19 protein-coding genes are annotated in these 19523 nt (G+C 60.4%); 9 read left to right on the top strand and 10 right to left on the bottom strand.

The annotated features are described in order from the left end of the window. Positions 1-6: 6 nt before the first annotated feature. Positions 7-522: a MarR family winged helix-turn-helix transcriptional regulator gene (locus N434_RS09565; RefSeq protein ID WP_065115097.1), complete on the top strand. Its 516-nt coding sequence runs from the start codon at positions 7-9 to the stop codon at positions 520-522. Between the two features lie 82 nt (positions 523-604). Further along, positions 605-1264: a glutathione S-transferase family protein gene (locus tag N434_RS09560; protein WP_110757380.1), complete on the top strand. Its 660-nt coding sequence runs from the start codon at positions 605-607 to the stop codon at positions 1262-1264. 84 nt (positions 1265-1348) lie between these two features. Here N434_RS09560 and N434_RS09555 read toward each other — a convergent pair whose 3' ends face one another. After that, a complete protein-coding gene (locus N434_RS09555) occupies positions 1349-1969 on the bottom strand; it encodes a glutathione S-transferase family protein (protein WP_065115095.1) in 621 nt (206 codons plus the stop codon). A gap of 160 nt (positions 1970-2129) precedes the next feature. Next, positions 2130-3128 carry an asparaginase gene (locus N434_RS09550; RefSeq protein WP_110757620.1) on the bottom strand — a complete coding sequence of 333 codons (999 nt, stop codon included), beginning with the start codon at positions 3126-3128 and terminating at the stop codon, positions 2130-2132. A gap of 73 nt (positions 3129-3201) precedes the next feature. Here N434_RS09550 and N434_RS09545 point away from each other — a divergent pair, with 73 nt between their 5' ends. Further along, the gene (locus N434_RS09545; RefSeq protein WP_181423929.1) at positions 3202-3954 is read left to right on the top strand and encodes a DUF3750 domain-containing protein; all 753 of its coding nucleotides are present in this window, start codon (positions 3202-3204) and stop codon (positions 3952-3954) included. A 4-nt stretch (positions 3955-3958) separates the two neighbouring features. Here N434_RS09545 and N434_RS09540 read toward each other — a convergent pair whose 3' ends face one another. Then, positions 3959-5302 (bottom strand): chloride channel protein, encoded by a 1344-nt coding sequence (locus N434_RS09540; protein WP_181423928.1) that lies wholly within the window; start codon positions 5300-5302, stop codon positions 3959-3961. A 145-nt stretch (positions 5303-5447) separates the two neighbouring features. On the opposite strand from N434_RS09540, the gene N434_RS09535 reads away from it, so the two are divergent. Both N434_RS09535 and N434_RS09530 read left to right on the top strand, forming a co-directional pair. Further along, entirely contained in the window at positions 5448-5723 is a 276-nt protein-coding gene (locus N434_RS09535) for a YlcI/YnfO family protein (RefSeq protein WP_065115092.1), read from the top strand. Further along, the gene (locus tag N434_RS09530; RefSeq protein WP_110757376.1) at positions 5720-6019 is read left to right on the top strand and encodes a type II toxin-antitoxin system RelE/ParE family toxin; all 300 of its coding nucleotides are present in this window, start codon (positions 5720-5722) and stop codon (positions 6017-6019) included. Before N434_RS09535 ends, N434_RS09530 begins: the two co-directional genes overlap by 4 nt. Positions 6020-6022: 3 nt before the next feature. Here the strand turns inward: N434_RS09530 and betA are convergent, their stop codons facing one another. From betA to betI, 3 genes are all read right to left on the bottom strand, one after another. After that, on the bottom strand, positions 6023-7672 hold the full coding sequence (betA, locus tag N434_RS09525; RefSeq protein ID WP_110757374.1) for a choline dehydrogenase: 1650 nt from the start codon (positions 7670-7672) through the stop codon (positions 6023-6025). A gap of 87 nt (positions 7673-7759) precedes the next feature. After that, positions 7760-9232 (bottom strand): betaine-aldehyde dehydrogenase, encoded by a 1473-nt coding sequence (gene betB, locus N434_RS09520; RefSeq protein WP_110757372.1) that lies wholly within the window; start codon positions 9230-9232, stop codon positions 7760-7762. A 12-nt stretch (positions 9233-9244) separates the two neighbouring features. Then, positions 9245-9865, bottom strand: coding sequence for a transcriptional regulator BetI (gene betI / locus N434_RS09515; protein WP_065115089.1), 621 nt, complete (start codon positions 9863-9865; stop codon positions 9245-9247). Positions 9866-10087: 222 nt separating this feature from the next. Between betI and N434_RS09510 the strand changes: the two genes are divergently transcribed. The 4 genes from N434_RS09510 to N434_RS09495 all read left to right on the top strand — a co-directional run bounded on the left by N434_RS09510 (position 10088) and on the right by N434_RS09495 (position 14459). Further along, the gene (locus N434_RS09510; protein ID WP_065115088.1) at positions 10088-10636 is read left to right on the top strand and encodes an HdeD family acid-resistance protein; all 549 of its coding nucleotides are present in this window, start codon (positions 10088-10090) and stop codon (positions 10634-10636) included. Between the two features lie 251 nt (positions 10637-10887). Further along, positions 10888-11124: a ribbon-helix-helix domain-containing protein gene (locus N434_RS09505; protein WP_065116152.1), complete on the top strand. Its 237-nt coding sequence runs from the start codon at positions 10888-10890 to the stop codon at positions 11122-11124. 182 nt (positions 11125-11306) lie between these two features. Further along, positions 11307-13109 carry a GGDEF domain-containing protein gene (locus N434_RS09500; protein WP_110757370.1) on the top strand — a complete coding sequence of 601 codons (1803 nt, stop codon included), beginning with the start codon at positions 11307-11309 and terminating at the stop codon, positions 13107-13109. 336 nt (positions 13110-13445) lie between these two features. Next, complete coding sequence (locus tag N434_RS09495) at positions 13446-14459, top strand: NAD(P)H-quinone oxidoreductase (protein WP_181423927.1); 1014 nt, start codon at positions 13446-13448, stop codon at positions 14457-14459. A gap of 780 nt (positions 14460-15239) precedes the next feature. Here N434_RS09495 and N434_RS09480 read toward each other — a convergent pair. The 4 genes from N434_RS09480 to N434_RS09465 form a co-directional block, all read right to left on the bottom strand. Then, positions 15240-16280: a sulfate/molybdate ABC transporter ATP-binding protein gene (locus N434_RS09480; RefSeq protein WP_110757615.1), complete on the bottom strand. Its 1041-nt coding sequence runs from the start codon at positions 16278-16280 to the stop codon at positions 15240-15242. 11 nt (positions 16281-16291) lie between these two features. Further along, positions 16292-17164 (bottom strand): sulfate ABC transporter permease subunit CysW, encoded by an 873-nt coding sequence (gene cysW / locus N434_RS09475; RefSeq protein ID WP_110757368.1) that lies wholly within the window; start codon positions 17162-17164, stop codon positions 16292-16294. Then, the gene (gene cysT / locus N434_RS09470; protein ID WP_010971172.1) at positions 17157-18014 is read right to left on the bottom strand and encodes a sulfate ABC transporter permease subunit CysT; all 858 of its coding nucleotides are present in this window, start codon (positions 18012-18014) and stop codon (positions 17157-17159) included. The genes cysW and cysT overlap by 8 nt, the downstream gene beginning before the upstream one ends. Positions 18015-18212: 198 nt before the next feature. After that, on the bottom strand, positions 18213-19238 hold the full coding sequence (locus N434_RS09465; RefSeq protein ID WP_065115084.1) for a sulfate ABC transporter substrate-binding protein: 1026 nt from the start codon (positions 19236-19238) through the stop codon (positions 18213-18215). Positions 19239-19523 lie beyond the last annotated feature (285 nt).

Genomic DNA, 19523 nt, shown 5'->3' with positions numbered 1-19523 from the left:
CAAAGCGTGGTGAGTGAGGAAAACTGGAACGAGGATCTGCCTGAGGACATCAAGCGGATCGGCAATACGATGACGCGCATGCGCATCATGATCGGCCGCCGCATCATCGGCCGCATGGCACTTGCCAAGCTCGCTCCGGGTCTCGAACTCTCGCATATTGACGTTCTGGATATTCTGCGCCGTGCCGAAGGCGATGTCACCGTCGGTGCGATTGCCGAGGGCATGCGCATCGATCCTTCCCGTGGCAGCCGGGTCGTCGCGGATATGGTCGGGCGCGGCCTGCTGAAGCGCGGTGTCTCGCAGGAGGATGGCCGTCGCAGCATCGTCGAGATCACGCCGCTCGGCACCAGCCTGCTGCAGGAAATGCGCCGCACCAAGATGAGCGTCATCGAGGATGTGATGGAGGGATGGCCGGCCGACGATGTGGAGACTTTCGCGCGCCTGTTCGAGCGGTTCATCGACCGTTTCGAATACCGGCTCTCCCCGGATACGGACTTCTTCACGGATCAGAAAAAATCATAGCTGCCCCGGCGATCTGCAACTTCACTTTAAAACAACGAAACCGTAACGTGCCGCGCATCGAACTGGTCAAGGGGTAATTTCGATGTTGACGATTTACGGTGTCTACCGCTCCCGCGCCACGCGCACGCTGTGGCTGGCAGGGGAACTGGGCATAGAATTCAGGCATGTGCCGGTCATACAGGCCCGCCGCCTTGCCGATCCGCTGGCAGCGGACGCGCCGCTCAACACGCTGTCACCCACGTTCCTCGCCGTCAACCCGATGGGCACCATTCCCTGCATCGAGGATGACGGCATGGTGCTTTACGAATCCATGGCCATCAATCTCTACCTGGCGCGCAAATATGGCGGGCCGCTCGCCCCGGTCGATCTGAAGGAAGATGCGGCGATGCTGCAATGGTCTTTCTTTGCCGCGACCGAAATCGAGACCAATTCGCTGAAAATTTCCTCCGCCATCGCCGAAGGCCTGTCGGAAAGCGACAGCGGCAAAGCGGTGATCGATGTCGCCGCCCGTCTGCTGAAGCGCCCCTTCCGGGTGCTGGAGCAACATCTTTCCAGCCACGACTATCTGGTGGGCGACCGTTTCACCGTGGCCGATCTCAACGCGGCGGAAATCGTCCGTTACGCGCAGGGCCACAAGCCACTGTTCGATACCCATCCGGCGTTGAAGGCCTGGCTGGATCGTTGCCAGGCCCGCACGGCGTTCAAGACCATGTGGGATACGCGCGCGGCCGAGGCGGCTTGACACGAGCTTTGGGCGCGGACTGGAGACGTCCCTCCGTACTCAACGTCATCCTCGGGCTTGTCCCGAGGATGACGGCAGTAACTATTAACCCCTCTCGCTCGCCAAGGCCCGCTGCACCGCCGGGCGGTCGTTCATGCGGCGAAAGTGGTCATGCACCTTCGGGAAGCGGGCAATGTCCACACCGTCGCTTTCCAGCCAGCCGGACATGACGAAAAGATAGGGATCGGCCACCGAATAGGCCGTGCCCAGAACCCACGGGCCGTGCAGGAGGCCGTGCTCGATCAGTTCGAAACACTCGCCCATGGTCTGCGGCACCTTTGCCTTCATATCCGCAAACGAACTCTCCTCGTTCGCCCAGCGGCTGCCGCGCCGGCCATGGGCGTGGGCGACATGCACGGTGGAAGAAATATAGGCGTTGAAGGACTGCATGACGGCGAATTCGAAGGGATCGTCAAGCGGCGCGAGCTTCTTCTCCGGAGCCATCTGGGCGATGAAGGCGAGGATGGCCGGGGTCTCGGTCAGCACGCCGCTCGCGGTGGCGAGCGCCGGTACGCGGCCTTTCGGATTGATCTTCAGAAATGTCTCGGAGCGCTGTTCGCCCTCGGCGAAATTGACGCGGTGGGCCGTGTAGGGCAGGCCCGATTCCTCAAGCACGATATGGCTGGCGCGCGAGCAGGAACCGGGGGAGAAAAACAGTGTGAACATGGATATGCGACCTCCAGGACAATGAAGGCGTCCACCTCTTCCTGTCGCAGACGCCGGGCCCTGCCGGCGGCCGGGAGTCGGCCATCACGCACAGGGCGAACCATCATCGTGCCGGCAACCGGCCGCGTCAAAGGTTTTATCGTGTTTTTGATGCCGGATTTTACAATCCGACGACTCTGACATCGCCGACATGGATGCCGTTCCAGTTGCGCATCTGCCGGTTGGCCATGCCTGTCAGAGCCTGCTTTTCGGCGCTGCCCTCATCGAAATAGCGGGCGAGCAGTGCCGAGACCATGGCTTCGGCCGCGCGCGTGGTGCCATCCTCGCATTTCACCGCCATGGCAATGCCCTTTTCCGGCAGGGCGGCGACAAAAACGCCTTCAGCGCCGGTCTTTGCGAAGATTTTCCCCGGCGCGATCTGCATCAGTTTCGTGCAGGCGCGGCCGGTGCCCGCCACGTAAAAGGGCTCCGCCATGCAGGCCTCGACGAGACGGCGCGACGCTTTCGCACGGCCCGCTTCCAGCCCCCTGCCCGTCGTCATTTTCGCGAAACCATGCGCCAGCCCTTTGAGCGGCACGGCATAGGTGGGGATGGAGCAGCCATCGACGCCGCAATTGTCCTGACCGAGAGCCGCACCCGTCAGGCTTGCCATCGTGGCGCGGATTTCCCGCTGCAGCGGATGATCGTAGCCGACATAACCTCTGGGATCCGTGCCGGTGTGGCAGCAGGCGCAGATGAAGCCGGAATGCTTGCCGGAGCAATTATTGTGAAGCGCCGTCGGCTTTTCCAGCGTGCGGGCCTGATGGATGATGGTTTTCTGGTCGGACGACCAGTGCGCGCCGCATTCCAGCGTATCGGCATCCCTGCCCGCTTTCGCCAGCATCGAAGCGGCGAGTTCCACATGCGCGTCCTCGCCGGAATGGGAGGAGCAGGCAAGTGCCAGTTCGCGGTTACCGAAGCCATAGGCATCCGCGGCACCGCTTTCCACCAGCGGCAGCGCCTGCATGGCCTTGCAGGCGGAACGCGGGAAGATGCCGCGCTCGATATCGCCAGCCGAAAACAGAATGCCGCCATCGCCATCCACCACCACGGCAAGGCCCTGATGGCGGCTTTCGACAAGGTTGCCCCTGACGACTTCGACGGTAACGGAATTGTTCATGTTCGCAGCCTCAAAAAATTCTGATTTCATGTGGTTGATACCGCAATTGATTTTTCGATGCACGGGGCTATCAGTGAAATTTGCAAAACGTCTGCTGCTGGCGATTGCCGTTATCTACCTGCTGCCCGCACTGGCGTCGGCCGGTTTATGGGCCATGAAGGACCACCCGCAGGGCTGGAGCGCCGCGAAATGGTCTTCCTCCGGCATGCTGCCGGCAGCGACCAATGACGGGCAAGCCGCCGTCTACGTCTTTTCCGCCATGACCGGCGGTTTCAAGGGCTCTGTCGCCAGCCATGCGTGGGTCGTGCTGAAAAAGCCGGGTGCCACGACCTATGACCGTTATGACAAAGTGGGCTGGGGCACGCCGATCCGCCACAATGGTTATGCGGCGGATGCCTTCTGGTATTCCAACACGCCGCGCCAGGTCGTGGCCATTCACGGCGCGGAAGCGGAAAAACTTATTCCGAGGATCGAAAAGGCGATTGCCGATTACCCCTATGGCCGACCGGGCGGCTATCGCATCTATCCCGGCCCCAACTCCAACACCTTCGTTGCCCATGTGCTGCGCAGCGTGCCGGAACTGGGCGTGGTATTGCCGCCCGACGCGGTGGGCCGCGACTATCTGCCGAACGGGGCGTTCTATCACATTGCCGACGACTGGAAGGATGCAAGCGTGTCGCTCGGTGGGTTGTTCGGCGTTTCGGCGGGTGCGCGCAGCGGTTTCGAGATCAATTTTCTCGGCCTCGTCGCCGGCTTCGATTTTGGCCGGCCCGGCGTGAAGATACCGGGGCTCGGTTATTTCGGGGTGGCGGGAATCCGCGCTTAAAACGTTACGTTTCGCTGGCCTGAGCTGCGCGCCGGGCGCGGATGCTCTGGGCGATGAAGACCCGCGACAGGCCGTGATAAAGCGGCTCGCGGGAGAAAAGCCGCGACGTCAGATACCCCAGCATCGACGCGGCCATGATGGGAATGACGCCTTCATGATTACCGGTCATTTCGAGAATGATGACGAAAGCCGTCATCGGCGCCTGCACCACGCCGGCGAAATATCCCGCCATGCCGACGATTGCGCCGAGGCCGATGCTGGTGCCGAGCAGGCTTGCCATGGTGCTGCCGAAACCCGCGCCCACCGACAAGGACGGTGCGAAGATGCCGCCCGGGATGCCCGACATCATGGCAAGGAACGTCGCCGCCAGCTTTTCGAGGAAAAAGAATGCCGGAGCGGCTTCTCCCTCGATCGCGGCGCGTGCCTGTTCGTAACCCGTTCCGAAGGTCGCGCCGCCCGTTGCAATACCGATGACAGCGGAGGCAAGGCCGCAGACGGCCGCCACCGCCAGCATCCGTTTCAATGGCATGGTCTGGGCGAAACGCCGGATACGCGCGGACAATCTCAGGGCGCCGGCGCTGAACAGCGCGCCAAATGCGCCGCCGCCAACGCCGCAGATCAACACCAGCAGCCAGTCCATCGTGGTTTTCGCCATGACCGAACTTGTGCCGAAATAGGTATAGCTGCCAACCAGGGCGAGCGACGCAAGACCGGAGAGGATGACGGCCGTGAGGACAAGGCCGTTGGCACGGGATTCGTAGGTCTTGCTCATTTCCTCAATGGCGAAGACAATGCCCGCGAGCGGCGTGTTGAAGGCCGCCGCAATGCCTGCCGCCGAGCCGGCAAGAATGAGACCCCTGGCCTGCGCGATGCCACCCCAGCGGGCGGCCTGCAGCATGATGGAGGCCCCGACCTGAACGGTTGGCCCTTCACGGCCGATGGAAGCGCCGGAGAGAAGGCCGGCGACCGTCAGCACCACCTTACCGAAAGCGAGTTTCAGCGACAGAAGCCGTGAACGGTCCACATCATCACGCAGGTGCCGCGCCGCAATCGCCTGCGGAATGCCGCTGCCGCCGGCATTGGGGAAAACCGTGATCGCCAGCCATGCGCAGAGCGTGAAGCCGAGCGGCGTGACGATGAGCGGCAGCAGAAAGGCCCATTCGCCCGATGAGGTTGCCGCAAAGAAAAGGTGCTGGGATCGATCCGCAAGCCATGCAAAGCCGACGCTGATAAGGCCGACCGCAATCGCGCCAATCCAGAAAACCGCCCTCGGCCTCCACACCCGCCACGAACCCCACACGACACGGGAACGGCGGAGCATCTTCAGCTTTTTGTAGTCGACGGGCATGGCGGTCCAGATCGGTGATTTCGGTACAGGCGGGTAGGACGGCCTTTTATCTGCCTGGATACCCAGCTTTGCAAGTTTTGCATTTGACTCTTTTCAAGAGGTGGGAGATGATGTGCATCGCAAATGCGACGCATGGAGCGACGAGATGAAAACTTCGACATTACCGTCACTGCGTGTGACGGCCGATTTCCGTGAAGCAGCAGAAAGCGTACTGAAGGATGGTGAGACGCTATCATCCTTCGTTGAGAATTCTGTAAGGCGGGAAGTTGAAATCCGTAAATCGCAGGCGGATTTCATCGCACGCGGCTTGGCGGCACGTGAAGAGTCGAAGAAAACCGGCATTTACCACAGGGCGGAAGATGTTCTTGCAGAACTGAAAGCCATGCTCGACGCAAAGCTCGCCGAAGACGACGACAAGTGACATATCAGGTTTTTCTGGCCGACAGAGCGCGCGACAATATGATGCGCCTTTATTCGCATCTCCTGCGCCAAGACAAACACGCGGCGGCGCGAGCTTACAGGGCAATAGAAAAAGGAATCTCTGCACTTGCGGATTTTCCCTTGAGCTGCAGAAAAGTTGACGCGCAAAATTCGTTTCTACGGGAATTTCTCGTTCCGTTTGGATCGTCAGGCTATGTCATTCTTTTTGAGATAGAGAATGCCGAGAAAGTAACAATCCTCGCGATCCGCCACCAGCGCGAGGACGATTATCATTGATCCTCACCGATCGCTGGCGGCCGCGCGCGGGTTTACCCACGGCTCCTGATTGGAGCGTGGCAACGGGGTCTTGCCGAGAATATGATCCGCCGCCTTTTCGCCGGTCATGATCGACGGGCCGTTGAGGTTGCCATAGGTCACATGCGGGAAGATCGAGCTGTCCGCCACCCTTAAGCCCTCCACCCCGATCACCCGGCATTCGGGATCGACGACGGCCATCGGGTCGTCTCTGTCGCCCATCCGGCAGGTGCCGCAGGGGTGATAGGCGCTTTCCAGATGTTCCCGCAAGAAGGCGTCGATCTCATCGTCGCTCGCCACTTTTTCACCCGGCTGGATTTCCGGCCCGCGAAAATCGTCGAAGGCCTTCTGGCTGAAGATTTCGCGCGTCAGGCGGACGCAATGGCGGAATTTTTCCCAGTCTTCCGGGTGGCTCATATAGTTGAAACGAATGACGGGATCGTCTTTCGGATCGGCTGAGCGCAGCGTGACGTTGCCGCGCGATTTCGACAGGTTGTAGCCGACATGCACCTGAAAACCATGGCTTTTCGCCGCCGCCTTGCCATCATAGGAAATGGCGACCGGCAGGAAATGATACTGGATATCAGGCTGTTTCAGGCCGGGAGCTGAGCGCAGGAAGGCACAGGCCTCGAATTGGTTGGAAGCGCCAAGTCCGCCTTTCGACAGCAGCCATTGCGCCCCCGCCACCCCCTGCCAGAACCACGGCAGCCAGGAGTATAGCGAGACGGGCTTGGTGGAGACCTGCTGGAAATAAAACTCCATATGGTCCTGAAGATTTGCGCCCACGCCCGGACGATCCGCCTTTACCTCAATGCCCATGTCTTTGAGATGCGCAGCGGGGCCGATGCCCGAGAGCATCAGCAGTTTCGGCGAATTGAACGAGGATGCCGAGACGATGACCTCGCGACTGGCCTTGATGGTTTCGACTACGCCCTTGCGCTCGATCTCGACACCGACCGCACGGCCGTTCTCGATGACGACCTTGCGGGCGAAACCGTTGACCAGCGTGACGTTGCCGCGCTTCAGCGCCGGCCGAAGATAGGCATTGGCGGCGGACCAGCGGCGGCCATGATGGATCGTCTGCTCCATCAGCCCGAAACCCTCCTGCTTGGAGCCGTTATAATCGTCGGTCAGCTCGAAACCGGCCTGCGCGCCGGCCTGAATGAAGGCGTGAAACAGCGGATTGTTGACCGGGCCGCGCTGTACATGCAGCGGCCCATCCGTCCCGCGCCAGCCCTCCTCGCCGCCATGGCTGTGTTCCATGCGCTTGAAGTAAGGCAGCACATCCGCATAGGCCCAGCCATGCGCGCCAAGCTCCTCCCAGCGGTTGAAATCCTCGGCATGGCCACGCACGTAGACGAGACCGTTGATGGAGGACGAACCGCCGATGACTTTTCCGCGCGGTGCGGTGATGCGGCGGTTGTCGAGGTTCGGTTCGGGCTCGGAGAGATAGCCCCAATTATAGCGCTTCATGCTCATCGGCCATGCGAGTGCGGCCGGCATCTGGATGAAGGGGCCGAAATCCGACCCGCCGGCCTCGATGACGATGACGGAATAACGACCGTCTTCCGACAGGCGGTAGGCGATGGCGGAACCTGCGGAGCCGGAGCCGACGATGACGTAATCTGCTTGCATGATCTGCTCTCTCCGATGAGCGTTGGTTCCGATTGATTGACTGTCAGTGGGTGGGGCTTTACCCCCCTCTGCCCTGCCCACCAACCGTCAATAAGGCGCGTCCACCTTCCCCGTGCTCACATAAACCGTCTTCAACTCGCTATAATGCTCCAGCGCCGCCGCCGAATTCTCCCGCCCGAAGCCGGATTGTTTCGAGCCGCCGAAGGGGATTTCGACTGGGCAGAGATTATAGGTATTGATCCAAAGCGTGCCCGCCTCCAGCTGATCGACCACGCGATGGGCGCGGGCGAGGTCGGCAGTGAAGACGCCGCCGGCGAGGCCAAATTCGGTGGCGTTGGCGCGGGCGAGAACCTCGTCCTCATCCTCGAAATCCAGCACACACATGACGGGCCCGAAGATTTCCTCGCGGGCGATGGTCATGGCATCCGTCACATCGGCAAACACGGTCGGCTGAACGTAAGCCCCCTCACCCGACACATTGTTGGGAATGCCGCCGCCGGTGATAAGCGTCGCGCCCTCCGCCTTGCCCTTTTCGATATAGGCGAGAACCTTCTCCTGCTGGGCCTTGGAGACCAGCGGGCCGAGATGGGTGGCATAATCGAGCGGATCGCCGAGGATCATCGCCTCGGTGCGGCGCTTCAGGTTTTCGAGGAAACGGTCCTTGGCCTTTTTCTGTACGAAGACGCGGGTGCCGTTGGAGCAGACCTGACCGGAGGAATAAAAATTGCCGAGCATGGCCCCGCCGACAGCGCTTTCGATATCGGCGTCGTCGAAGACGATCAGCGGCGACTTGCCGCCGAGTTCCATGGTCACGTGCTTCAGATGCCCGGCAGCGGCAGCGGCCACCTTGCGGCCGGTCGGCACCGAGCCGGTGAGCGAGACCTTGGCGACATCGGGGTGGTTGATGAGCAGCGGCCCGGTATCGCGATCACCCTGAATGACGTTGAACAGGCCCTTGGGCAGACCGGCCTCGATCAGGATTTCGGCGATCTTCAAGGCGCCAAGCGGGGTATTTTCCGAGGGCTTGAAGACCATGGCGTTGCCGGCGACCAGCGCGGGTGCCGCCTTCCAGCAGGCGATCTGCTGCGGATAGTTCCAGGCGCCGATGCCGACGCAGACGCCGAGCGGCACGCGCTTGGTATAGGCGAAATCGCCACCGAGGGGGATGTAGTCGCCGTTCAGCGCGGAAGGCGCGATACCACCGAAAAATTCGAAGGCATCCGCGCCGGACGTCGGATCGGCGACGATGGTTTCCTGAATGGGCTTGCCGGCATCCAGCGTCTCCAGCGTCGAAAGCGCATCGTTGCGCTCGCGCATGATATCGGCGGCGCGTTTGAGGATGCGGCCGCGCGCCATGGGGCTCATCGCCGCCCATTCCTTCTGGGCACGTTTGGCCGAGGCGATGGCGCGCTCGACGATGGCAGGCGTTGCCGCGTGCAGCCTCGCGATCACCTCGCCGGTGGCCGGAAAGATGCTTTCGATGACAGTGCCGGCAGTATCTTCAACATAATCCCCGTCGATGAAATGCGAGGCTTTCGGCTGCGCCTTGAGCGTGGTCATGTCGAAGTCTCCTTAAAGAACGCGGATGGACGGCTTTTGGCGCTGTCCATCGGGAAAAGATTTGAGCTGCATGTCGAAATAATCCTCGACGAGCGCCGGCGCCGAGGCGATGCCGAGGGGGGCCGAACGCAGGCTGTGCCTGATATAAAGCCCGTCGATCAGGGCCGCCGCCCCTTCCGCGATCCGTGCCGCATCGTCGGGCGGGCAAAGCCGGTTGAGGCTGGCCATGAGGTTGGAGCGCAGGCGGCGCGAATAAAGCACGAGCAGGCGCCGGGTTTCTTCCGAGCGCTGCGCCTCGACATAAAAGGCAAGCCATGCCGCCACCGTTTCGGGCGTGAACTGGTCGCTCTGGAAGGAGACATGCACGATGGCGCTCAACCTTTCGCGCGGGCCGGAAGCGCGGGTCAAAGCCGCCACGGCATCGCGCCTGAGGTCGCGCAGCAGGCTGCGGATGGTTTCCAGCAGAAGCTGCTGCTTGCTGCCGAAATAATGATGCGCGAGGGCGGCCGACACACCCGCTTCCCGGGCGATATCCGACATCGTCACATTCAGCGAACCATGGTGGCCTATGGTGCGAAGCGCCGCATCCACCAGCGCCTTGCGGCGCAGAGGCTCCATTCCGATCTTGGGCATAATGGTCTCCTTGACGGATGGCAAATTATTCTTGATTGACTGATCAATCAATAAAAAACGCGCCATTTTATGTCGCGTATCCGCTTGTTGGCCAGCAGGCGGCAGCGAGTGGAGGTTTTGCCGGCCAAGGCCGCCGTGATTTGAATCAAATCTTCGGCATATACGTTGCGCTAGGATGCAATCGTGATAGCGTTGATCGCGACCGTTCATGGAGACAGCGAGATGACCCAAAGTCTCAATGCGCCTGGATTTTCACCACTGAGAGCAAAGTGGGGCTGGTTCCTCGCCCTGGGCCTCGTTCTTCTGGCCTTCGGCGTCATTGCGCTCGGCAATCTTCTCGTCGCCACCGTCGCATCCGTCTTTTATGTCGGCATCATGATGCTGATGGGCGGCATTCTGCAGCTTCTTCACGCCTTTCAGGTGAAGGGATGGGAAAGCGTTCTGTTCTGGACGCTGAGCGGCCTGCTTTACGCCATTGCCGGCGTCATCGCCTTCCAGAACCCCGATCTGACGGCGGCTGTGCTGACATTGCTGATGGCGATTTCTCTGGTTGTCGCCGGCGTCTTCCGTCTCGTCGTCGGCTTCCGGCTGAAGCCTTCGACGGGTTGGGGCTGGGTTGCCGCAGCGGGTGCGGTGACCGCCCTCGCCGGTCTGGTGATCGCCGCCGGCTGGCCCGTCAACAGCCTTTGGGTGCTGGGTCTGTTTCTGGCGATAGACCTGATCATGCAGGGCTTTGCAATGATTGCCGTCGCCATGGCCATGCGTTCATAAGGGTCAATACGGCACGGATGCCAAGCCATACCGGATCCATGCCGGGCGGGGAAAAACTAAACCCCCATATACTGCAAATTGGGTATGGAACGCGTTTTGTGGTAAGATGAACGATGATACCAATTTCGCTGGAAGCGGCGCCCAGACGAAACGTCAAAAATGACCGTCCGCAAAAGACCGCCATCGCCCCGTCCGCCGTGCGGACATCCATCGGGTCGCTTATCGCGGTCATTGAAGAAGGGAGTGATATCATGCCAATGGTAACAGTATCGATTTCCCCGGAACAGGCAGCAAGAATGCGCGAGGCCGTGAATTGCGGCGCTTATGCATCCGGCAGCGAGGTCGTCAGGGCAGCGCTGAGACTATGGGCGGCCTCCGCCCAGCAAGGCACTGAAACGAAGCCTTCCGCGCCTGTCGAAGCGGACCGGGAACGCATGAATGTTGCGGAACTCTATGCCGCTCACACCGGGCATGCACGCCGGGCCTGATGCCCTCGCCTGCGACCCCCTATATTGAGGGGTCTGTGACAAAACGTTCATCAAAGCTTCACAGTCGTGAAAGCTTTTGTTGACCTGTCATCTGCAATTGTTCGCCGTAAAACAAACGGCTCCCCGTATGGCGGATTTTTCACGCCATGCAATCAAGGGAGCGGTCAATAGCGGAGAACGAAATGCAGGCCGTCACGATGGAGAACGATGTCATAAGGCGCTTTGCCTCCGGGCACATGTTTCCCATGGCGAAGCTTGTGCTCGAAACCGCGTTCCAGCCGATTGTGGAGGCGACGACAGGCACGATCTTCGGTTATGAATCGCTGATGCGCGGCCATGACCGGCTCGGGTTTTCCAATCCGCTGGCGCTTCTCGATCAGGCGGCGCAGGGCGGCGAACTCAAGGCTTTCGAACAGATGCTGGCCAGCCGTGCGCTGGCGAAATTTTCAACCCTGCCCGATTTTTCCTCCGCCACGCTTTTCCTCAATCTCGATGTGCGGCTGATTTCCCAGGGCGACGCCATTCTCGACAAGCTTGTCGGCCATCTGGCGCGGGCGGGCATTCCCGCCTCATCCATCTGCTTCGAGCTTTCCGAACGTTTCGACAATACCAGCGTGCCGGAATTCACGGCGCTGATTGCCCGGATGCGCAAGGAAGGCTTCAAGCTCGCCATCGACGATTTCGGCGCCGGCCACGGCGAAATGAAACTTCTGTGCGACTTTCCGCTGGATTACCTGAAGATCGACCGGCACTTCATCAACGGTGTCGACCATCTTCCGCGCAAGCAGCACCTTGTGCGCAACATCGTCAACATCGCCCATGTCCTCGGCGTGCGGGTGATTGCGGAAGGCATCGAGACCGAAGCGGAATTCCTCACCTGCCGCGAATTCGGCGTCGACCTGGTGCAGGGCTGGCTGATTGCCAAGCCGACGGTCTTCACCAGCGAACTTCCCGAGAGTTTTCCGCACCTCAACCGCATCGGCACCGCGCGCCGCAGCAGCCAGACGCTGGACGAAATCCTGATCCGCCGCGAAATCGAGCGTCTTCCCACAGTCTATGAGCATGACAGCGTCGACAATGTCTTCGAACTGTTCCGCAGGAACCCGCAGCAGGCATTCTTCCCGGTTCTCAACGCCAATGGCGAACCGCGCGGTGTCATCAACGAATATCACCTCAAGGAATATATCTACCGGCCTTTCGGCCGCGACCTGCTCAAGAACAAGATCTATGAGCGCACCATCTCCCATTTCGTCGATCCCGCCCCGATTGTCGGCCTCGATGCCGATGCGGACCAGCTGATGAACATGTTCGCCAGCATGGGCGGCAGCGCCTGCATCATCCTGACCGAAAACATGCGTTACGCCGGCATCGTCTCCGCCGCCTCGCTCATCAAGGTCATCAATGAAAAGCAGCTGAAGATGGCGCAGGATCAGAACCCGCTGACGGCGCTGCCCGGAAACCGTGCGATTGGCGGCTTCATTGCCGACAGCTGCAGCGACGGCGACGAGACCCGCTTCTTCTGCTATTGCGACTTCGACAATTTCAAACCCTTCAACGACAAATACGGCTTCAACGCCGGCGACCACGCCATCACCCTGTTTTCGGCGCTGATGCGCCGTTACTTTTTCGCCGGCGACTGCTTTCTCGGCCATATTGGCGGCGACGATTTCTTCATCGGCGTGCGGGACTGGACGGTGGAGGAACTGACGGAAATCCTCGAGCGTCTGCTCAGCGATTTCCATGACGACGTGGCCGAACTCTATTCGCCGGAGGACCGGCTGGCCGGCCGCATGGCCGGGCTCGACCGCCGCGGCAACGAGCGGGACTTCGCCCTGCTGCGCTGCTCGATCGGCGTTCTTACCCTGCCGAAAGGGCTGATCATCGCCAATCCCGAGCGCATCGGCAGCGAAATCGCCAGCGTGAAAACCGCCGCGAAGGAAAGCGAAGGCGGGCTGGTCATCCGGGTGTTCGGCGAGGCACATTGAGAAATGGACACGGGGCGTGGGATAGGTTCGCCTCTGCGCGCGCCGCTCACCCCCCTCTGTCCTGCCGGACATCTCCCCCTCAAGGGGGGAGATCGGCAAGCGGCAAGGCCTCGGCCATCTCAACGTTTGAGAATGAAGTGACGTTAGTGCTTCCTGCCGATCTCCCCCCTTGAGGGGGAGATGTCCGGCAGGACAGAGGGGGGTGAGCGGCATACTCCAAGCCCGTGTCTCCAGAAATGCGCAACACGCCCCAGCGTCAAAGAGCCGCCTTCCCTAAAGAACGCATCCGGCCTACATTTTAAGGGAACGCCAATCCTCAGGGAGTTGCCCTCGCCCATGTCCGATCCCACGATCCTGCCCGAAACAATGCGCTTCATCGACCTTCCCTCCCATGGCGGCCCGGAGGTCATGCGGCTTTCGCAGGCGCCTTTGCCGAAACCCGAAAAAGGCGAGATTCTCGTGAAGGTCGAGGCGGCGGGGGTCAACCGTCCCGATGTCGCGCAGAGGCAGGGCACGTATCCGCCGCCGAAGGACGCAAGCCCCATCCTCGGGCTGGAAATCGCCGGAGGGGTGGTTGCGCTCGGTGAAGGTGTCACCGAATTCAAACCGGGTGATAAAGTCTGCGCGCTCGCCAATGGCGGCGGCTATGCGGAATATTGCACCGTGCCGGCCGGCCAGGCCCTGCCCTTTCCCAAGGGTTATGATGCCGTCAAGGCGGCAGCGCTGCCGGAAACCTTCTTCACCGTCTGGGCCAATCTGTTCCAGATGGCGGGTCTGACCGAAGGCGAAACCGTCCTCATTCATGGCGGCACCAGCGGCATCGGCACGACGGCGATCCAGCTTGCCAAAGCCTTTGGGGCCGAGGTCTATGCCACGGCCGGTTCGGCGGAGAAATGCGAAGCCTGCGTAACGCTTGGCGCCAAACGCGCGATCAACTACCGCGAAGAGGATTTCGCCGCCGTGATCAAGACCGAGACCGGCGGCAAGGGCGTCGATGTCGTTCTCGACATGATCGGTGCGGCCTACTTCGAAAAGAACCTTTCCGCACTCGCCAAGGATGGCTGCCTGTCCATCATCGCCTTTCTGGGCGGCGCGGTTGCCGAGAAGGTCAATCTCACCCCGATCATGGTCAAACGCCTCACCGTCACCGGCTCCACCATGCGCCCCCGCACCGCCGACGAAAAACGCGCCATCCGCGACGACCTCATCCAGCAGGTTTGGCCGCTCGTCGAAAGTGGCCAGGTTGCGCCGGTCATCAACCGGGTCTTCACGCTGGACGAGGTTGTGGACGCGCACCGGCTGATGGAAAGCAGCAATCATATCGGCAAGATCGTGATGCGGGTGTCGTGACGGTACCTCTTGCATTACTCACGAATCGTACTACCTTCTAGTTATGTTCAACGTATCGGAAGGAGGTGATCCAATGTCTAGTGAGATTTCGGTCTCTGGTGCAGGCAATGGAAAGGGTGTGTTTTCGACGGGGCAGCCCTCGTTGTAAACCTCTTCTGCCTTCGGAACGTTGAGAAACAGTCCCGGGTCTGTAAACAGGACCAAACTCATGGAAGGGTCGCTTCGGCGGCCCTTTTCCGTTTTTTTTTGCCTAGTACTTCAACGATTGGGGAAATCTGCGCCTCGAATGCCGGTGCGGCTCTCTTGCGATGAGAAGAACTCCTTTCAGCCCAAGGACTTGGGCTGGCTGGATACCGGCTCGAGGCCGGTATGACGGAGAACCAAAGCATGTCTCCCAAAACTGTGCAGCGGTTTTGGGAGACATGCTTAAAAACAAAGATCCAAAGCGCGCCGCATGAATGAGATCACAGTACACCACAGTTGAAATCATCGACGGTGGTGGGTGTCGTTACCCCCCTCTGTCCTGCCGGACATCTCCCCCTCAAGGGGGGAGATTGGCAAGAGGCTTTCTCGCCACTTCATTCTCGACCGTTGAGAGGTGCGAGACCTCGCCACAGAACGATCTCCCCCCTTGAGGGGGAGATGTCCGGCAGGACAGAGGGGGGTAGCGGCACCCAGCACCGTCGATGATTTCAACTGCGGTGTACTGTGGAATCAGATTAAACGTGACGCGCGTTAGAGAGCGACAAATCAGCGACCGTCGTTTGCGGTCACCTCTCCCTATTTCTTCCCGAACACCTTCCACCGCGTCGGGCGAAAGCGCAGTTCCGCGCCAACGGCCACGGCGGCATTGAGCGGCACTTCGATTTCGAGGTGATAGGGCTCATGGCCGTTATTAGCGATGTCGATTTCGGCGATGCGGGTGCCGGCAAGGCGGCGGCAGGTGGTGACCTTGCCGTAAAGCGCGTCTTTTTCTTCCGTCAGTGCCACATCTTCAGGCCGGAAGAACAGCTCGCCCTCACCCGTGCCGCTCTCATCGATGCCGATGCTTTCGCCCTGGAACAGCACATGGCCATCGCGGATCGTCACCGGCAGGCTGGAGGATTCGCCGATGAAGGAGAAGACGAAGGGGGAGTTGGGCGTATCATAGACATCATCGGCCGTTCCGACCTGTTCGATCTTGCCCTGGCTCATGACGACGACGCGGTCAGCCAGTTCCAGCGCTTCTTCCTGATCGTGGGTGACGAAAACGGTGGTGTGGCCGGTGCGGTCGTGGAATTCGCGCAGCCAGCGGCGCAGCTCCTTGCGCACCTTGGCGTCGAGCGCGCCGAAGGGCTCATCGAGAAGCAGAACCTTCGGCTCGATGGCGACGGCGCGGGCGAGCGCCACGCGCTGGCGTTGACCGCCGGAAAGCTGGGTTGGATAGCGCTTTTCAAGACCGGAGAGATGCACCATGTCGAGAAGTTCGGATACGCGTTTGCGGATCTCGGCTTTCGGCGGGCGGTTGGCGGAGGGGCGCACCTTGAGGCCAAAGGCGATATTGTCGGCCACCGTCATGTGACGGAACAGGGCGTAATGTTGGAACACGAAACCGACATTGCGCTCCTGCACCGTGCGGTGCGACGCATCCTCATCACCGAAGAAGATTTGACCCTGCGTCGGCTGTTCGAGGCCGGCGATCAGACGCAGCAGCGTCGTCTTACCGGAGCCGGAAGGACCGAGCAGCGCGATCAACTCACCGGAACGAATGTCGAGCGACACGTCGTTCAGCGCCGGAAACCGATCGAACTGCTTGGTGATGCCGGAAACTTTCACTTCCATGAAGATGCCTTTCAATGCTTGCCGGCTGCGTTGCCCGCGCCAAAGCGTATTTCGAGAATGGTTTTGAGAACGAGCGTCACCAGTGCCAGACCGGCCAGCAGCGTCGCCACAGCGAAGGCCGCGCCGATATTGTACTCATTATAGAGTATCTCCACGTGCAGCGGCATGGTGTTGGTCTCACCACGAATATGGCCTGACACGACGGAGACGGCGCCGAACTCGCCCATGGCGCGGGCGTTGCAGAGCAGCACGCCATAAAGCAGGCCCCATTTGATATTGGGCAGCGTGACATACCAGAAGGTCTGCCAGCCGGAAGCGCCAAGCGAAATCGCCGCTTCTTCATCGCCATTGCCCTGATCCTGCATCAGCGGGATCAGTTCACGCGCGACGAAGGGAAAGGTGACGAAGATGGTGGCGAGCACGATGCCCGGCACGGCAAACAGGATTTCAATGCCGTAACTCTTCAGCCATGGGCCAAGCACGCTGTGGGCGGAGAACAGGATGACATAGACCAGACCTGATATAACCGGCGAGATCGAGAATGGCAGGTCGATCAGCGTAATCAGGAACGCCTTGCCCTTGAATTCGAACTTGGCAATCGCCCAGGCGGCGGCAACCCCGAAGACCACGTTGAGCGGCACCGAGATGGCGGCGACAAGCAAAGTCAGGCGGATGGCCGACAGCGCATCCGGCTCGACGATGGCTTCCCAGAAGGCTTCCCCGCCCTTGCGGAAGGCTTCGAAGAACACCGAGACGAGCGGCAGCACGAGGAAGGCCGCCAGGAACAGGAACGCGATGGCGATCAGCGCCAGCCGGGCGGGAAGGCTTTCGCTGGCGGGATCGCGAAACGGCCGGGGGGCAGTGCGGGAAGCGGTCTCAGACATAACCGTACCTCTTGCGGCTCCAGGCCTGAATGAGATTGATGAGGAACAGCATGGCAAACGAGATGATCAGCATGATGGTGGCGATGCCGGTCGCGGCCGCATAATTGAACTCTTCCAGCCGGATGACGATGAGGAGCGGCGCGATTTCCGAGACATAAGGGATATTGCCGGCGATGAAGATGACCGAGCCATATTCGCCGACACCGCGCGCGAAGGCGAGCGCAAAACCGGTGAGAATGGCGGGCGTGAGGCTTGGCAGCAGAACGCGGGTGATGGTCTGGAAACGGTTGGCGCCGAGCGTTGCCGCCACTTCTTCCACCTGCCGGTCGATCTCTTCCATGACCGGCTGCACCGTGCGCACCACAAAGGGCAGGCCGATGAAGATCAGGGCGATGACGATGCCGGTCGGCGTGAACGCGATCTTGATGCCGAAGGGTTCGAACAGCGAGCCGACCCAGCCGCGATTGGCATAAAGCGTGGTCAGCGCGATACCGGCCACCGCCGTTGGCAGGGCAAAGGGCAGATCGACGATGGCATCAACGAAACGGCGACCGGGGAAACGATACCGTGTCAGCACCCAGGCGACGATGACGCCGAAAACGGCGTTGACCAGAGCGGCGATGAAGGCGGTGCCGAAGCTGACGCGCAGCGCATTCAGCGTGCGGCTATCGGTGGCAATCGCGATAAAATCTGCAAAACCAAGTTTCGCCGTGGACCAGACAAGGCCGCCGAGCGGAATAAGAATGATGAGAAACAGATAGGTGACGGTGTAACCAAACGTCAGGCCGAAGCCGGGTATGACGCTCGACTGCCGCCATTTCCACCTGTTTCCGGATGTATTATTGCTCATCAAGGCTCCGGATAATCTTTGTTTTTGTACATTTCCAGGACAGGAAACCGGGGTCCGCTTTTCCTGGAAATGCCCTCTGGGAGCCGGCGTTCCCCGGCGTTTATTATAAAGTATCGACCGGCACGGCGTCCGGTCGATCAGGCTCTTATCGTCTTGTCCCTGCGGACGGGGGTGATCGCGTTTCACCCCATCATCCGCTTACTTTGCGGGCTTGTAAATCTGGTCGAAGATGCCGCCATCGCCAAAATGTTCAGGCTGCGCCTTGGCCCAACCACCGAAGATCGGATCATCGATGGTGACGAGCTTGATGTCAGGCAGCTGCTTCAGCAGGTCCTTGGAGACAACGGCGGGGTTGGACGGACGGTAGAAGTGCTTGGCCGCAATATTCTGTCCTTCGTCGGAATAGAGATATTGCAGATAGGCTTCCGCCGCCTTGCGGGTGCCCTTGGCGTCGACATTGGCGTCAACCACGGCGACCGGCGGTTCGGCAAGGATCGAGATCGGCGGCACGACGATATCGAAGGCATCAGCGCCGAATTCCTGGCCGGCGAGATAGGCTTCGTTTTCCCAGGCCAGCAGCACATCGCCGATCTGGCGCTGGGCGAAGGTCACCGTGGAGCCGCGGGCGCCGGTATCGAGAACCGGGGCGCGCTTGTAGAGATCGCCGACATAGGCCTTGATCTTCTCCTGATCGCCCTTGAATTCTTCATTGGCCCAGGCCCAGGCAGCAAGATAGTTCCAGCGGGCACCGCCGGATGTTTTCGGGTTCGGTGTGACGATCTGGATATCGCCCTTCACCAGATCGCCCCAATTATGGATGCCCTTGGGGTTGCCCTTGCGCACCAGGAAAACGATGGTCGAGGTGTAAGGCGACGAATTGTGCGGCAGGCGGGTGCGCCAGTCCTTGTTGATCTTGCCGGAATTTTCGACGATGGCGTCAATGTCGCTCTGCAGCGCCAGCGTCACCACATCCGCTTCCAGACCGTCGATGACCGAGCGCGCCTGCTTGCCGGAGCCGCCATGCGACTGCTGGATGGTGATATCCTCGCCGGTGTCGGCCTTCCACTTCTTGGCGAAGGCCTCGTTGAAATCCTTGTAGAGCTCACGGGTCGGATCGTAGGACACGTTGAGCAGCTTGGTCTGCGCGGCGGCCGAGCCAGCGCCGCCAAGTGCCAGTGAGAGGCTAAGCGCAACAACGCTCAAACCGGACAGAAGCTTGGACATCGGTATTCCCTCCTGATTGCGATGGCTTAACTCTACCGGTTGAGTAGAGTTGGTCAATGAGGCCGAATACGATCGAAAAAGTGTTTCCCGAGAGCGTTTTCCCGGGCAACAAATACAGCGCAGCATAAGCGAAAGGCGCAACAAGCGTCGTGTAAAACTTTGCTGAATGCAAAACCGTTTCACATTTTTGCCGATTTTTTGCCGCGATGGCGAAAAATATTATGGGGTTTTAGACGATTTTTTCGTTTGAGGGACGCAGAAGGGCGACAGCTAAGGGCTCTGCCG

The sequence above is a fragment of the Rhizobium sp. UGM030330-04 genome (genome assembly GCF_003208455.1).
GTDB lineage: Bacteria > Pseudomonadota > Alphaproteobacteria > Rhizobiales > Rhizobiaceae > Agrobacterium > Agrobacterium rhizogenes_A.
This window is presented reverse-complemented; position numbering and strand designations above follow the sequence as displayed.